Source organism: Flavobacterium frigidimaris, assembly GCF_002217275.1.
GTDB lineage: Bacteria > Bacteroidota > Bacteroidia > Flavobacteriales > Flavobacteriaceae > Flavobacterium > Flavobacterium aquidurense.
Genome location: NZ_MUGV01000022.1, coordinates 88,627 through 104,763, shown reverse-complemented (window position 1 = coordinate 104,763; position 16,137 = coordinate 88,627). Strand labels below are relative to the sequence as shown.

The following is a 16,137-nucleotide window of genomic DNA, read 5'->3' as shown; positions in this document are numbered from 1 at the left end:
TCGTTAAATCAAAATCAGAGTAAATGTCTTTTTCTGATAATAAACTTATTGTCAGTGAGAGAATGTTTAATAATAAAAAAATTCTAAAATATTCTTTTTTGAAATTCATTTTATTTTTCTTTTATAAAAGCAGCATTTTTTTAAGCTGAATTATTTATTTAATTGATACAGATTTTCTAAAAATAATACCTTTTTAGCTTCATCCCAAATAGTGGAGTAAACAAGCAGATTTAAAAAATTATCTTTAGCAGAGCCGAATAGAAATACATTATCAAGTTTTCCATCATTGTATTTCCAAATGATGTATTCTGCTTCAGGATTCTCTTTGATCTTGTCGGTTTTGAGTTTGTTTTCTTTCATATAATCGGAATCCCAGGCATAAAATAATTTTACGTTTTCGAAACCAGATTTATCTCCGCTAGCGCGAGCGTCCCGCTCGTGCCCGCAATCAAAATCAATTGATGTCAATTTCTAAGACAGTTTGATCATCATTTCCATAATTTCTTGCCGAACTATATTTCCAATCTACTGGATTAGTTACAAAACCTGTTTCTAGTGGATTGTTATGGATGTAATTTAGTTTTTGCTCAAAAACTTTTAGTGACCAAATCTCAATAGGTTTATTATTTTGCTGCCAAAATTGCCTGAATTTTACATTGCTGTTTTTCTTTCCAGCTCGCTCAAACATCCATAACATCCATTCTTTTCTACTTTCTTGTGGATTCTCTTCAATTGATTTCAACATTTTTTTTGATGTAAATCCTTTAAAATCTCTTATTAGTCCAGAAGGATCTTTGTTTTCTGATCTAAAAATTAAATGGATATGGCTAGGCATAATACAATATCCGTAAATTTCCATTCCTTTATTTTTTCGACAATAGTCTAATGAGTCAATAATATTTCCAAAATACTCTTCTCTTGTAAAAACATCTATCCAATAGACTGTGGCAAAGCTGATAAAATATGCTCCAGCGATGTCATTAAATTTATATTTTCTGCTCATTATTATATTTTGAGCTAAAGTAAGAAAAAACCTGTATTTTGAAGCGAGATGTTTTGGGTACGCTTTCTTACGCTAGCGCGAGCGTCCCGCTCGTGCCCGCAAAGTTTTTTGTTTGTCTTTGTGTTGATATAGCTTGTGTTCACGAGCGGGACGCTCGCGCTAGCGGGGGAAAAGTAGAAATGTAATTTTTTTAATCATGGTTTTGGTTTGGATTTTTTTTAAAGATTGGTGGTCTAAAATTTTGGTCTCGTTTATACTGTATTCACCAGCATAACGTTCCCGTTAGTGACTGATTTCGTTATCTGTTTCGATCTTCTAAGTTTCTTTTAAGATCTTCAGTTCTATCTTCGGTACATTCAGCGAGGCAGGTATAATAAATTAAGGGCTGAATACTTCCTCCGTCATATTGTTGCTTTTCAAATTCACATTTTGCATCTCTAAATTTAATCCAGTTTTTCTGAGCTGTAATCAATAAATTTTTCTCTTTTTCATCTAATTTTTTCACAAGCTTTTTATAAACTTGGTTAAGTTCATTATCCGCTTTTGTAAAATTATCAATAGCAGTCTGATTCATTTCAGCTTGTGTCTGCGCAAGCAAATTAGTGCTAAAAATAAATAGAAATAATATCGAAAGATGTAGAAATGTAATTTTTTTGATCATGGTTTTGGTTCGGATTTGTTATATCGGCTGCAAATGGCTAATTTATAAAAACTGCTGATTAAACGATAAAAATCATTTCTCAAACATAATCTCTTTTAATTCCAAAACCTTACGGGAAGCCATAATTATAATATTTGAAGGAATTAGTAAAAAGTCAGGAGACTTTTGAGAGGTTTGAACCTTCTAAGAGCGAAAAAAAATACGCAAAGTCTCGTGCCCGCAATCAAAATCAATTGATGTCAATTTCTAAGACAGTTTGATCATCATCTCCATAATTTCTTACCGAACTATATTTCCAATCTATTGGATTAGTTACAAAACCTGTTTCTAGTGGATTGTTATGGATGTAATTTAGTTTTTGCTCAAAAATTTTTAGTGACCAAATCTCAATAGGTTTATTATTTTGCTGCCAAAATTGCCTGAATTTTACATTGCTGTTTTTCTTTCCAGCTCGCTCAAACATCCATAGCATCCATTCTTTTCTACTTTCTTGTGGATTCTCTTCAATTGACTTCAACATTTTTTTTGATGTAAATCCTTTAAAATCTCGTATTAGTCCAGAAGGATTTTTGTTTTCTGATCTAAAAATTAAATGGATATGACTAGGCATAATACAATATCCGTAAATTTCCATTCCTTTATTTTTTCGGCAATAATCTAATGATTCAACTATATTTCCAAAATATTCTTCTCTCGTAAACACATCTATCCAATAGACTGTGGCAAAACTGATAAAATATGCTCCAGCCTTGTCTTTAAATTTATATTTTCTGCTCATATTATATTTTGAACTAATATAAGAAAAAACTTTCATGTTTAGACAAGAACGCTTAATGAACAGTCCATTATGCTAGCGCGAGCGTCCCGCTCGTGCCCGCAAAGTATTTCATTGTTTTTATGTTGACATGGCTTGTGTTCACGAGCGGGACGCTCGCGTCAGCGGGGGGAGACGTTCGCAATAGCGGAGGTAATTTTACATTTTTAGCTTCCTAGGCTAGCGCGAGCGTCTCGCTCGTGCCCGCAAAGTATTTCATTGTTTTTATGTTGACATGGCTTGTGTTCACGAGCGGGACGCTCGCGCCAGCGGGGAGCTGGGAATTTGATTTATCTGCTAAAGTTTGGATTACAAAAAATAAATCAAAACTAAAAGACAAAGAATTGGAGATACTTCGGTTATATGCTCAGAAGTTGTGTTCACGAGCGGGACGATCGCGCTAGCGTGGGATTATTATTGATCTAAAGAGTAAATGTTTGTTTATTGAATCAAAAGTAACTGCTTTTAATTCAGAAAGTTTACGGAAATCCGTAAAGCCCTCTTTTGAAAACAATTCCCATAGCCCTGATAGCAGCGGCATCCTTTTTAGGCAAACGAAAAGATCTAATCCTAACGAAAATGTTCTGCCTAAAAAGATATAGCGGATAGACAGTCCCGATAGCTATCGGGATCCAAAAAAAACATCATAATTCCACCAAACAATCTTAAGAAACAAGCCCTAAAAAACTCAAAAAGTTAATGATAGAATTTTCAACAAAAATTTCGTAATTTTGCAGTCCAATAAAAAGGAATTAAAAATGTTAGATAGACTTCAAATAGTAAAACAACGTTTCGACGAGATTTCGGACTTAATTATCCAGCCGGATGTTATTTCTGATCAGAAACGTTATGTGCAATTGAATCAAGAGTACAAAAACTTAAAAGCATTGGCTGAAAAGCGTGATGAATATGTGCTTTTGATGGCTAATATAGATGAGGCAAACGAAATTATTGCGGATGGAAGTGATGCAGATATGACCGAAATGGCCAAAATGCAACTTGACGAAGCAAAAGAAAGATTGCCAGAACTGGAGGAAGAAATCAAGTTTATGCTGATCCCAAAAGATCCTGAAGATGCTAAAAACGTGATGGTCGAGATTCGTGCCGGAACGGGTGGGGATGAAGCGAGTATTTTTGCCGGAGATTTGTTCAGAATGTATACTAAATATTGTGAGAATCAAGGTTGGAGAACTTCGGTTGTCGATATGAACGAAGGAACTTCCGGAGGTTTTAAAGAGGTTATTTTTGAGGTTTCAGGAGAAGATGTTTACGGAACTTTGAAGTTTGAAGCGGGTGTTCACCGTGTACAACGTGTTCCTCAGACTGAAACACAAGGTCGTGTGCATACATCGGCAGCTACGGTTATGGTTTTACCAGAAGCGGAAGAATTTGATGTTCAAATCGATATGAACGATGTTCGTGTAGATTTCTTCTGTTCGTCTGGACCTGGTGGACAATCGGTTAATACAACGAAATCGGCTGTACGTTTAACGCACATTCCAACTGGTTTGGTGGCGCAATGTCAGGATCAGAAATCACAACATAAAAATAAAGATAAGGCGTTGAACGTTTTGCGTTCTCGTTTATACGAACAAGAATTGGCTAAGAAAGAAGCTGAAGATGCTACAAAACGTACTTCTCAGGTTAGTTCTGGTGACCGTTCGGCTAAGATTCGTACATACAACTACGCTCAGGGTCGTGTAACCGATCACAGAGTTGGTTTGACACTTTACGATCTAGGAAACATCATGAATGGAGATATTCAGAAAATTGTAGCTGAGCTTCAGTTGGTGAATAATATGGAGAAATTGAAGGAAGCGAGTGAAGTATTCTAAAATTAGAGCAAAAATATAGAATAAAGAGAATAGATTAGAGCCGAACTTACGTTCGGCTTTTTTTATGAATATAGCCCACGGTTTCAACCTTGGGAGACGTGTTGTGATCTAAGATGCTAAGATATTCAGATGTTGAGCCGATTTTTTTAAAATTAGTACAAAGAATAAAGAATAAAGAAAATAGAGAAAGCTGGACTACTTTGTGATTCGGCTTTTTTGTTTTTAATGCTATAGCCCGAGGTTTCAACCTTGGGGACGTTTTTTTTAGAGAATAGAAGCAAGAAGATAGAAGCAAGAAGATAGAAGCAAGAAGATAGAAGATAGAAGATAGAAGATAGAAGATAGAAGATAGAAGATAGAAGATAGAGAAAAGAATATTGAATATAGAATATTGAATATAGAAAAAGCTGGACTACTTTATGGTTCGGCTTTTTTGTCTTGTTGGCATAGAGTCTTAGCAACTTATCATCTCAGAAACTTAGTATCTTAAAAAGTAAAAAGTAAAAAGTAAAAAGTAAAAAGAGACTATTTCACCAATGTGAAATAGTCTCTTTTGTTTAAAGTTTAGGTTTTACCTAGGAATTTAGAACCAAAAAAAAACTTAGCATCTTAGTCCCTTAGCACCTCAGAACCTTAAGATATATAGTGAAGTATTAACTGTTTAACCGTTGTTAAAGTAAAAACGTATAAACGAGTTAGATACCTAGAAATACTCTCGTAAATTCAAAACATTTATATAGATTAGAGTACATGTACACACCATTTTTTATAATTATTTCTTCTATCTTTTCCATAATACATAATATTAAGTTAGACAATTACTCTTCTGACGATTCGTGTTGTGATGATTCCTGCGATGAAGATTCATGATGTGGTTTTGAAACTATAGTGGTTACAGCAAGTTGTAATAGAGATCCGAGGATATTTTTGAATACCGAATCTGTTTTTCCTATTACTAATTTCTTTGCTAGGAACCCAATTCCGATACTGATCGCTGATTGCGCCAGATCGCTTTTAAAACCAACTGTTTCATTGATTTCTTCAACCGTATTTCGAATAAGATTAAGAGGTTTTAAATTCTCTTTAATTTCATCGATTTCATCTTTAATTGCAATCCATTCCGCATCTTGTTGTGCTTCTAATTGCCTTATTTTCTGATCTAATGCATCAATAGTATAAACAGCTTCCATAACAGTATTTATTTATTAATTAGTTAAATCAGTTTTTGTTTCTTTTAATATACTGGAAACAATCATGTTTCCGATAGGCGTTTTAATCAGTTTATGTTGTGCTGTGTGTAAAACAATAGCAACAATAAGATAAAACAGCGCCATGATAAAAAAGCCATAGTAATACTCACCAAGTTCTTTTCCAATCCATAAACTAAGTCCGATATTCAGGAACAAAGTAAAAAATGCAACAACAGCGCCAATCGCAATTTTGGATGTTAGTGATGATAAAACATCTGCTGATGCGGATACTGTTTTCAGCTTGATTAACTCAAGGCTGGTTTTAGTATAGTTCTCAGCTTTTTCATACATATTAAGATTCTCGGTAGTTGTTGCATTTGGTTCCATGATAGGGTATTTTTATGGTTGAAAAATTTCACTATTTAGTAGTTCGTTTTTACAGTTTTAGCTTCATCTTTAATTGCATTGTAATCTTCTTTAACCTGATTGAATTTTGCTTTTCCTTCATCAATGATGTCTTTTCCATTTGAAGAAATTGTGCTTAAAATTCCATCTACTTTACCTTTTAGGTTATCTCCGTAATCTTTTGATTTATCTGAGATTTTTTTTCTTGTGTTTGATCCTTTATCCGGTGCAAATAATACACCTAAAAATGCTCCTGCCGCTGCAGCTCCTAAAATTCCTAAAATTGTGTTACTCGTTTTCATAATATTTGATTTAGTGATTAATATAAATTTGTATAATTTTTAATATTTTTAAATTTCTCGACCTTTAATAAGTCTGAATATGATTGCGATAATTGCAATTACTAATAAGATGTGTATAAGACCTCCGGCGCTATAGTAAAAGAACCCAAGAGCCCATAGAATTACTAAAATAACTGCGATTGTGTACAATAAATTTGACATGGTTTTTATTATTTAGTGGGTTAATATTCTTTTAATTTAACTTATATGATAAGTATAAAGTTAAGTTGCTGTTTTTTGCATCTGGAAAAGTATAAGTTGTTCCTGCAACAGTTCTTTCTTTACCAACAGTTGTTAAACCGTAATTGTAACGTAATCCAACACTAATTGGGCTAAAATCTACTCCAATACCAGCTGCAAGACCGGCATCAAATTTGTTTAAATCGTCAGTATCAACTGTGTCATCAAAATTAATATCTCCGTCACCAGTAACTTTTGAACTTACCAGGTAAGATGCGTATCCACCTGCGTGAACATTAAAGTTTTTGGTGATGTTAACTCTAACTAACAAAGGAACTTCGATGTAATTTAATTTGAATTTCGCATTTCCGTCTACAAAAGCGTTGTTGTAATCTAGTTCGGCTCCTTTTGTAGTAAACAAAATCTCTGGCTGAATTGCGATAAAGTCTGAAACTGGTAAAGTAGCATAAACACCGGCATTGAATCCGTAAATTACGTTGTTATCATCAGCTTCACTTTGATATAAGTTAGACATGTTGAATCCTCCTTTTACACCAAACTCGGTATTTACATTATTGTCCTGAGCGTGTAGCATTCCAAATGAAGCTGTCATAAAAAGGGTTAAGGCGCATAAAAAATTTGATTGCATTTTCATTGTTAAAAATTTTAGTTGTTAAAAAATAGATATAAAGGCATTTAATTAAATTCACTCTTAATTTGTTCTGTTTCTCGTAAAAGTTGGTATTGTTCCGGCAAATACTGAAGGACTAATTTTAAAATCAACTGATCATTTGTTCTTTTTGAAATTTGTTCAAATAATTTGATTTGTTGGTCCAGTGCTGTTGTCATCGAACTTAAATAAGCTTTATTAAAACTGGAACCATTTGTATTATTCAATTCTAATAACTCATCTTTATGAGCTGCGCTGATGTCAGTAATGATAATGAGCTTTTTATTGGCCATTTCGTTTACCTGCAGCAATAATTGATTTTGATGATCCGCAATTTTTTTGCTTACTTCCACTATTTTACTTTCAGAACTTTTTTGTTGTGCAATTTGACTTTGTGAAATCATTGAATTCATTGCGTTTCCCATTTCTATAAAAAAGGAAGTTTCGATTTCTTCATTTTTACTTTTATTAAAAGCTTCTTTTTTAGAATTTTCCCGTTTGCTTTTTTCTCCACAAGAAGAAAAAGAAACTGTAAAAATCAATAAAAAAAGAACTTTAAAAATTGCTGCTTTTATAGGGGGCATTGTTTTCATTATTACTTCATAAAGTATTACATTACAAAGATGCTAACGAATAGAAGGTTTTGCTTTACAGCATAAAAAAGAAACGTTATATAATTCCCATAACGGCTTTATACAACGTTTTTTAAGGAGTTTTCAGGAAATAAAAAAGCGTTTACTGCAAATGAAATCATATCATTTTTCAGTAAACGCTCTCTTACATAATAGTGTGTCTTATTCGGGTAGAAAAACACTAAAAACAGATCCAATATCAGGAGTACTGTCGGCAAGAATATGTCCTTTATGATTTTCAACAATCTTTTTGCAAATGGCTAAACCAATTCCGGTTCCTGGATAATCTGTTTTAGAATGCAAACGTTGAAAAAGTATAAAAATGGTTTCTTTAAATTGAGGATCAAATCCCATTCCGTTATCTCTAAAAGTTATTTTATGGAATTTTTTAACCGATTGTTCTAAAAGATCAGGATAATCTGCGGATGATACTTTTTCACTTTCAATAAAAATTTCAGGTACAATTCCAGGTTTGTTATATTTTAAAGAATTTCCAATCAGGTTGATGAAAAGCTGTTCGATCTGATAAGGAATAACATTAAGTTTAGGCAATTTTGAAGCTGTAATAACCGCCTTTTTTTCCTGAATTACTTCAGCTAATTCAGTTTCGGCATTTTCAAGCAATTCATTTAAATTCAATTTTATAAACTCTTTTTTCGTAGTGTTTGTTCTCGAGAATAAAAGTAAGTCATCAATTAAAACACGCATCCTTTTTGCTGAAACCGCTATTTTAGACAGATAATCACGTCCGCTTTCAGACATCACAGCTCTGTCTGCCTCAGAAACCCTTGAAATAAAAGTTTGAATTTTTCTCAGTGGTTCCTGTAAATCATGGCTGGCCACATGGTTGAAAGAAGCTAATTCTTTATTGCTTTTTTCTAATTCGTTATTTCGTTCCTTTAATTCAATATTAAGTAAATGCTCATCGGTAATATCAAAATTAATTCCGAGTAAAATTTTACCTCCTTGCTGATCTGTCAATAATTTTCCGGTCGATTTAAAATATCGGATTTCATTATTTGGACGTACAATTTTATAATATATAAAAGGAAGGTTTTTTTTCTCGACTATTTTGTCCATCGAATTAGAAACAGCTTGTTTGTCATCAGGATGAACAAAATCTAGAAAAGTTTCTCTGACTGGTACAAAAGAATTTGGCGGAACTCCTAATAATCGAAACTGATTATCAGAATAGGAAATTTTATTAGAATCTAATTCCCATTGCCAGGTGCTGAATTTTCCAATAATTTCAGATTCGGCCATTAGACCACCGGAAATTAAAAGTTGCTTATTAAATACTTTCAAACGCTGAAAATCACGACTGATTTGTCTGTAGGCCAATAAAATAAAAAGTAAAGCAGTTAGAAACAGAGAAATGGAAAAAAGGGGGCTAAGTGAAATCTCCTGATCGTAAATTTGCAGTCTGTTTTTGAGATAATTTTTTTCGATATCATTCATTTTATCCACCTGAAAACGTATGTTTTCCATTAATATACGCCCGCCAAACATATGATTGTCCAGTTTTCGTTTATCGTATGTTTTTGGTTCGCTGTACTTCAGGCAATTTTCAAATGAAACAAATCGCTGAATAATTAATTTGAATAAATTTTCGAGATTTTTCTGCTGAACAGGATTGTCAGCAGTTAATTTTTTGAGAGTAACAAAGGAAGCATTTACTTTATCACGCGAATAAAGATACGGAGTCAAAAACCTGTTGTTTCGTGTGATAATGTATCCACGCTGGCCAGTTTCCGCATCTTTAATCGCCGACATTAATCGTTCTAATTGTATGTTGATTTCATACGTATGCATTACCACCTTACTGGATTCGTTTAAATCCTGATTGTGTTTGTAAGCAATAGAAGACAGAAATAACAGAATGAAAACTGCGATGACAAAAATAACTCTCAAAGAGTTTGAAGAATTAAAATTTGGTATCCATTTCATTTAGCATGCGTATTATTTTAGTCGTAACAAAAAGTTATCACGATTTAAACCTGATGTATGATAGTGCCAGTTGACTGTCACGACTTCGTTGATAATTTTTTTAAGCGTATTAAAATCGCTTGGTTTTTTTATGTAAATATTAGCTCCTTGTACAAATGTATCTTCAATATCTTCTTCAGATGATGAAGTGGAGTAAATGGCAATAATAATGTTTTTTAGATGATCTGTTTTTTTAATTTCGATCAAACATTCCTTACCTGTTTTTTTTGGCATATTCAAATCCAGAAACAATATATCCGGCAATTTGTTTTCAGGATCCAATAAATGATCCATTAACTGCATTCCATCATGAACAAATTGTACTTTGGTTTGAATTTTGATTTCTTCAAATGCGTCTTTGAAAAAAAGACGATCATCTTCATCATCATCAGCCAATAAAATATTTAATGCGTTTTTTTGCATTTTAGTATAGTATTTAGGTTTTATTTTAAATTTTCTCTTCGTTTTTTAATGATTCTCTGAAAAGCCGATGGCGTAATTCCGGTAGTGTTTTTAAATTGTGTACTTAAATGCGCAACACTTGAGTAATTTAGTAAAAAAGCAATTTCCGTCAAACTCATTTCATTAATAATAATTAATTGTTTGGCTCTTTCAATTTTTTGTAAAATGATAAAATTTTCGATAGACGAATACGTTACTTCCGAAAAAACATTCGATAAGTAACCGTAACTATGGTTTAGTTTCTCAGCTAAAAACACAGAACTTTTATAATTATTGCTGTCTTCAAGGAAAACAAGCTCAATTATGGCATCCTTAATTTTTTGTACTAAAACACTTTTTTGATTTTCAACAACTTCAAAACCATGAGGAGCTAAATTTTCTTTTAAGGCTTCAAGTGCTTGAACGTTCAGATTATCTTCAATTTCGATCTCACCAAAACCTAAAGTTTTAAAGTTTACATTTTGTTCGTCCAGATTTTGCTTTAAATAAAGAGAACAAATGGTGTTTATGTCGAACTTTATAAATAGTTTCATTTTATAAAAATTTGGTTAAAGATAATTAATTTATTTTTGGTTCCGGGCTTAATATCTATCGGACACTTCAAGTAATTCATGAATATACTAAAAAAAATCAAAAAAATACCGTCTAATGTTTTTTTTATTAGACGGTATCCTGGCTGACCTTGAAAATTTTACAAATCTGAAATGATTTGTTGAACCTCTTCTTTGGTCTTGCCTAATTTTTGTTGAACTTTTCCATAAAGTTCATCTTCTTTTCCTTCTTCGTAAAGCAAATCATCATCTGTAAGATCTGCGTATTGTTGTTTAAGTTTTCCTTTCAGCTCGTTCCAGTTCCCTTTTATTTGAGTCGTATTCATGATATTTTTATTTGTAAAATTAATAGTAATGTAAAATTGCAAATTATCGCTTAGGTTTTTGTTACATTAATTCTGCCGCCTGTTGTATAATTCACATATGTTTAATTTTTATGCGTGATAGCGTCTTAAAACCCACGCCATTTTTTCGTGTTGTTGCAATAAACCAGTAATAAAATCTGCAGATCCTATATCGTGGTTATCATTCTCGAAAACCGGAATATAATCTCTAAATTCTGTTACCAATTGCTCGTGATTTTCTAAAAGTTCCTCCAGCATATTTTTTTGTGATGCGTATTCTTTTGGAGATTCTTTTAAGGTAGAATTTTCAATAAATTCATTCATTGTCCCAATTGTTTTTTCTCCAAGCTGACTAATGCGTTCTGCAACTTCATCAATATTAGCTTCCAAAATTCGGTATTGCTCTTCAAACAATTTATGTAATTCCATAAAGCTGTTTCCTGAAATATTCCAATGAAATTTTCGGGTCTTAACATACAAAGTCATTTCGTTAGACAAAATTGTGGCTAATATGTTCGTGCTCTTTTTTAAATTCTTTGGACTAATTCCGATATTTGGGCTCATAATTGCTTGATTTAAGGTTGTTTTACAAAAATAGTTCAGGAGTCTATTTTTTCTCTTATATAATTTTGGGAAGATGTTATAGGAATTCAATGTTTAAAGAAATTGAAGACAAAACGAATCGGTATAATTTCAAATATGATCAATTTTGAATGATTTAATTCGTGAATGTTCATGGTAGAAAATCATTCGAAAACCAATAATATTATTTGTAATTTTGCTGCACTAGTAAAATACAATATGACAACACAACAACTACACAATCAAATTCTTCAAAAAAAATCATTTTTATGCGTTGGCTTAGATCCTGATTTAGCCAAAATACCGCCTCATTTATTAGAAACAGAAGATCCCATTTTCGAATTCAATAAAGCTATAATTGACGCGACACACGATTTGGCTGTTGGATACAAACCAAACACCGCTTTCTTCGAGGCATATGGAATAAAAGGGTGGATGTCATTGCAAAAGACAATCAATTATATCAATGAAAATTTTCCTGAAATGTTTACAATTGCCGATGCAAAACGTGGTGACATTGGGAATACCTCAAGTATGTATGCGAAAGCTTTTTTTGAGGATTTAAATTTTGACAGTGTAACCGTTGCACCTTATATGGGAAAAGATTCAGTTGAACCTTTTCTGGCTTTCGAAAATAAACACACCATTATGTTAGCCTTAACGTCTAACGAAGGAGCATTTGATTTTCAAACCTTAACTACAAACGGAACAGAATTATACAAACAAGTTTTAGAAACCTCTAAAACATGGAAAAATAGTGAAAATTTGATGTACGTTGTAGGCGCTACCAAAGCCGAATATTTTGCAGACATCAGAAAAATTGTGCCGGATAGTTTCTTATTAGTTCCTGGAATTGGTGCTCAGGGCGGAAGTTTATCTGAAGTATGCAAATACGGAATGAACGATAACGTTGGTTTATTGGTAAACTCAGCGAGAGCGATTATCTATGCCTCAAAAGGAACAGATTTTGCTGAAAAGGCCAGAGAGGAAGCATTGAAAGTGCAACAGGAAATGGAAGAGATTTTAAATTCCAGGTTTCAGGTTTAAAGTTTCACGTTGCCTTACTTTGAACATAATTTAACCGCAAAGTTCGCAAAGTTTTTTCGCAAGGCTCGCAAAGGGAATAACTTTGCGTTCATAGCGTAAACCTTAGCGAACTTTGCGGTTAATAAACATTCCAACAAAACTTGAAACCTGAAACAAAGAAAACCTGAAACAAAAATAAAATGAAACAATTAAAAGATCAGCTTGGTACTTTACATTCTTTTGAGACGGCTCCAAAGCGTATTATTTCGTTGGTTCCTTCTCAAACCGAATTATTATTTGATTTAGGTTTAGAAGAAAAAATCATCGGGATCACGAAGTTTTGTGTGCATCCTTATCATTTAAAATCTACGAAAAAAATTATTGGTGGCACCAAGAAGATACATTTTGAGAAAATAAAATTATTGCAGCCCGATATTATCATTTGCAATAAAGAAGAAAACACACTCGAAATCGTGGAGCAATTAAGTACAATTTGTCCGGTTTGGGTAACGAACATTATTTCTGTTGAAGATAACTTTCAGATGATTTCAGATTTTGGTCAATTGTTTAATTGCAGAACAGATGCCCAAAAATGGAATGACAAATTAAATTTTGCCCTGAGCGATTTCAAAAAATACGTTCAGGATATTCCACCAAAAAAAGCAGCTTATTTTATCTGGAAGAATCCATACATGGTAGCAGGAAAAGATACTTATATTAATGAGTTATTAAAGTTGAATCATTTTGAGAATATCTACGAAGAGAAAGGACGTTATCCTGAAATCGAACTAAAAAAAATGCGATTGGAAGGCGACCCTGATTTGGTTTTCCTTTCATCAGAACCGTATCCTTTTAAAGAAGAAGACGCTTTCGAAATAGGTCGCTTCACCCATCACGCCAAAACCGTTTTCGTCGACGGAGAAATGTTCTCCTGGCACGGCAGCCGACTTTTAAAAGCCTTTCCATACTTCAAATTACTCCACGAAAGATTGAGAAGTTAGTTTTAGGCTGGCTTGCTTTGTGTATAATTTTACCACAGAGATACACAAAGGTTTTCGCAAAGTTTCGCAAAGTTTTTTTAAAATAAGCTTTGTAAACTTACTGTTTCAAACAAACTATTTAAATTCTTTGTGTATCTCTGTGAATAACTTTGTGTGCCTCTGTGGTACAATTAATTTATTCAAAAGTGCACAAAAAAAGAATGCCGGCATCTCGAAGACGCCGGCATCATTTAACTAACCAAAACCAAAATAATAAATAACCAGTTTATTACACTACAAAGATCCAACATATATCAATGTTTTGCTGTTAAGGTTTTGTTATTACTTTGTTGGACATAAGTTAAGATTTTTTAAGAGCTCATTTTGAGTATTTTATTGCTATATGTTGTTTTTGATTATTAAAATATAATAACAATCAATTTTGCTTATCAATATCATAACCATTAGTTTGTATACTTAAAAAATATTAAATATCAATAAGATAGATTTGAGCAAAAAATTAACAACCGCAACCGGAACTCCTGTCCCAGACAATCAAAACATGACGAGAAAAAGCAATTATTGTTTAAAATTCGGCCGGACAAGTACGAGGTGCTCAGAAATTTATTCAGGTTCGTCATATTCGAAATTGCTGTAAAGCCGATCCCGACTACGGAGAAGGAGTAGCAAATGCCCTAGTATTAACAATGGAGCAAGTTAATAACTTCGATGATCCAAGATTGTTAATAGTGGTTAGGTAAGGTTTTGAGATACTAAGGTACTAAGCTTTTTTTCTGAAGCAAACATATAAACCCGACAGGTTTTAAAACCTGTCGGGTTTATATGTTTTTATGTAACACAATTTAATTTACTATTAAATATTCTATTAGACTGGATTAAAGTCCAGCCCTACAATATAATTTGTTCCTCCGGAACTTTTGAAGAACTTTTGGTTTATGTTTTATAGGCGAATTTCGTTGCTGTTAAATTTTCTATAGACAAAGCTTTGCGAACTTTATAAAGTTTCAGTAAAGACAAAGAAAAATAACCTTAGCGCACTTTGCGATTAAAAATCTTACCGCAAAGAACGCAAAGGGATACGCAAAGCTCGCAAAGTTATAACACGCAGCTTTGCGAACTTAATAAAGACAAACACAAACACAAAGAAAAAAAAATCTTTGTGCTCTTTGCGGTAAAAAATCTTGCGGTAAAAAACTTAGAACCTTTGGATCATGGTTATGAGCAGATTTCATGCGGTTTAATTTCTATAGACAAAGCTTTGCGAACTTTATAAAGTTTCAGTAAAGACAAAGAAAAATAACTTTAGCGCACTTTGCGATTAAAAATCTTACCGCAGAGAACGCAAAGGGATACGCAAAGCTCGCAAAGTTATAACACGCAGCTTTGCGAACTTAATAAAGACAACCACAAACACAAAGAAAAAAAAATCTTTGCGCTCTTTGCGGTAAAAAATCTTGCGGTAAAAAAACCTTAGTACCGCTAGTATATTAGTACCTCAGCACCTAAGAAAAAACAACCGTCTTATTACTATAAACCATAGTCTTACGTTCAGCATGCAATTTAATAGCGCGAGCCAAAACAATACGCTCCAAATCACGTCCTTTCATAATAAAATCATCTACGGAGTGGATATGAGAAACTCTTGCAATATCCTGCTCAATGATAGGACCTTCGTCTAATTCGGCAGTAACATAATGACTTGTTGCACCAATAATTTTAACTCCACGCTTAAAAGCAGAGTGATAAGGTTTGGCACCCGGAAAAGCCGGTAAAAACGAATGGTGAATATTAATGATTTTATTTTCGTAAAGTGAAATCAATTTTGGCGTAACGATCTGCATGTAGCGAGCCAACACAATAAAATTGATCTGATATCTTTTAAGGAGTTCAATTTGTTTCGCTTCACCTTCTTCTTTATTCTCTTTTGTAAAAGGCACACAGTGATACGGAATATCAAAGCGTTCTGCAATCGATCTTAAATCATTATGATTACTGATGATTACCGGAATTTCGACATTCAATTCTCCGGCACTGTAACGCCCCAAAATATCAAACAAACAATGATCATACTTAGATACAAAAAGTGCCATTTTTGGTTTTTGTTCCTGATTGTATAAATCCCATGACATAGTAAAGTCTGATGCAATAGTTTGGTCGAAATCAGTTTTTAGTCCATCAATAGTGATATGGTTATTGGTTAATTCACATTCCAATCGCATAAAAAACACATTTTGCTCTACATCAACATGCTGGTCGATATAGGTAATATTTCCTTCTACTTTGGCGATAAAAGTCGTTACTGCTGCTATAATTCCTTTTTGGTCTTTACAGTGAATCAGAATGGTGATTTTTTGCATTTTTTGGTTGGTTTTTTGGTTAGTGACAAAGTTGCAAAGGCTCAAAGTAACAAAGGTTCACTCTGCACCTTGTTACTTTGTCCCTATGAACCTTCAA

20 protein-coding genes are annotated in these 16,137 nt (G+C 33.0%); 4 read left to right on the top strand and 16 right to left on the bottom strand.

What is annotated here, in order from left to right; genetic code table 11:
• Positions 1-150: 150 nt before the first annotated feature.
• The 4 genes from B0A65_RS14040 to B0A65_RS14025 all read right to left on the bottom strand — a co-directional run bounded on the left by B0A65_RS14040 (position 151) and on the right by B0A65_RS14025 (position 2,442).
• Entirely contained in the window at positions 151-468 is a 318-nt protein-coding gene (locus B0A65_RS14040) for a hypothetical protein (RefSeq protein ID WP_074656654.1), read from the bottom strand.
• On the bottom strand, positions 455-1,003 hold the full coding sequence (locus B0A65_RS14035) for an REP-associated tyrosine transposase (RefSeq protein WP_074656656.1): 549 nt from the start codon (positions 1,001-1,003) through the stop codon (positions 455-457). The genes B0A65_RS14040 and B0A65_RS14035 overlap by 14 nt, the downstream gene beginning before the upstream one ends.
• A gap of 298 nt (positions 1,004-1,301) precedes the next feature.
• Entirely contained in the window at positions 1,302-1,664 is a 363-nt protein-coding gene (locus tag B0A65_RS14030; RefSeq protein ID WP_074656659.1) for a lysozyme inhibitor LprI family protein, read from the bottom strand.
• Positions 1,665-1,893: 229 nt separating this feature from the next.
• Complete coding sequence (locus B0A65_RS14025; protein WP_074658271.1) at positions 1,894-2,442, bottom strand: REP-associated tyrosine transposase; 549 nt, start codon at positions 2,440-2,442, stop codon at positions 1,894-1,896.
• 794 nt (positions 2,443-3,236) lie between these two features.
• Here B0A65_RS14025 and prfA point away from each other — a divergent pair.
• Entirely contained in the window at positions 3,237-4,313 is a 1,077-nt protein-coding gene (gene prfA / locus B0A65_RS14015; RefSeq protein ID WP_026981929.1) for a peptide chain release factor 1, read from the top strand.
• Positions 4,314-5,131: 818 nt separating this feature from the next.
• On the opposite strand, the gene B0A65_RS14010 is transcribed toward prfA, so the two are convergent.
• From B0A65_RS14010 to B0A65_RS13965, 11 genes are all read right to left on the bottom strand, one after another.
• Positions 5,132-5,503, bottom strand: coding sequence for a hypothetical protein (locus B0A65_RS14010; RefSeq protein WP_074656664.1), 372 nt, complete (start codon positions 5,501-5,503; stop codon positions 5,132-5,134).
• 15 nt (positions 5,504-5,518) lie between these two features.
• Complete coding sequence (locus tag B0A65_RS14005; protein ID WP_074656665.1) at positions 5,519-5,890, bottom strand: hypothetical protein; 372 nt, start codon at positions 5,888-5,890, stop codon at positions 5,519-5,521.
• 35 nt (positions 5,891-5,925) lie between these two features.
• The gene (locus B0A65_RS14000) at positions 5,926-6,210 is read right to left on the bottom strand and encodes a YtxH domain-containing protein (protein ID WP_074656667.1); all 285 of its coding nucleotides are present in this window, start codon (positions 6,208-6,210) and stop codon (positions 5,926-5,928) included.
• Positions 6,211-6,258: 48 nt separating this feature from the next.
• Positions 6,259-6,411: a lmo0937 family membrane protein gene (locus B0A65_RS23135; RefSeq protein WP_123890356.1), complete on the bottom strand. Its 153-nt coding sequence runs from the start codon at positions 6,409-6,411 to the stop codon at positions 6,259-6,261.
• 31 nt (positions 6,412-6,442) lie between these two features.
• Positions 6,443-7,084, bottom strand: a complete 642-nt coding sequence (locus tag B0A65_RS13995) for a porin family protein (protein ID WP_074656669.1) — start codon at positions 7,082-7,084, stop codon at positions 6,443-6,445.
• 41 nt (positions 7,085-7,125) lie between these two features.
• Positions 7,126-7,692, bottom strand: a complete 567-nt coding sequence (locus B0A65_RS13990) for a DUF4142 domain-containing protein (protein WP_074656672.1) — start codon at positions 7,690-7,692, stop codon at positions 7,126-7,128.
• Between the two features lie 201 nt (positions 7,693-7,893).
• Positions 7,894-9,678: a sensor histidine kinase gene (locus B0A65_RS13985; RefSeq protein WP_074656674.1), complete on the bottom strand. Its 1,785-nt coding sequence runs from the start codon at positions 9,676-9,678 to the stop codon at positions 7,894-7,896.
• 12 nt (positions 9,679-9,690) lie between these two features.
• A complete protein-coding gene (locus B0A65_RS13980; RefSeq protein ID WP_074656675.1) occupies positions 9,691-10,140 on the bottom strand; it encodes a response regulator in 450 nt (149 codons plus the stop codon).
• 20 nt (positions 10,141-10,160) lie between these two features.
• Entirely contained in the window at positions 10,161-10,712 is a 552-nt protein-coding gene (locus B0A65_RS13975; protein ID WP_074656678.1) for a helix-turn-helix domain-containing protein, read from the bottom strand.
• Positions 10,713-10,870: 158 nt separating this feature from the next.
• Positions 10,871-11,056, bottom strand: coding sequence for a CsbD family protein (locus tag B0A65_RS13970; protein ID WP_026981939.1), 186 nt, complete (start codon positions 11,054-11,056; stop codon positions 10,871-10,873).
• Positions 11,057-11,164: 108 nt separating this feature from the next.
• A complete protein-coding gene (locus tag B0A65_RS13965) occupies positions 11,165-11,638 on the bottom strand; it encodes a Dps family protein (protein WP_074656679.1) in 474 nt (157 codons plus the stop codon).
• A gap of 237 nt (positions 11,639-11,875) precedes the next feature.
• Here B0A65_RS13965 and pyrF point away from each other — a divergent pair, with 237 nt between their 5' ends.
• From pyrF to B0A65_RS23660, 3 genes are all read left to right on the top strand, one after another.
• Entirely contained in the window at positions 11,876-12,703 is an 828-nt protein-coding gene (gene pyrF, locus B0A65_RS13960; RefSeq protein ID WP_074658272.1) for an orotidine-5'-phosphate decarboxylase, read from the top strand.
• Positions 12,704-12,882: 179 nt separating this feature from the next.
• Entirely contained in the window at positions 12,883-13,683 is an 801-nt protein-coding gene (locus B0A65_RS13955; RefSeq protein WP_074656681.1) for an ABC transporter substrate-binding protein, read from the top strand.
• A gap of 605 nt (positions 13,684-14,288) precedes the next feature.
• Entirely contained in the window at positions 14,289-14,423 is a 135-nt protein-coding gene (locus B0A65_RS23660) for a hypothetical protein (protein WP_394335685.1), read from the top strand.
• Between the two features lie 762 nt (positions 14,424-15,185).
• On the opposite strand, the gene purU is transcribed toward B0A65_RS23660, so the two are convergent.
• Entirely contained in the window at positions 15,186-16,040 is an 855-nt protein-coding gene (gene purU / locus B0A65_RS13940) for a formyltetrahydrofolate deformylase (protein ID WP_074656686.1), read from the bottom strand.
• Positions 16,041-16,137 lie beyond the last annotated feature (97 nt).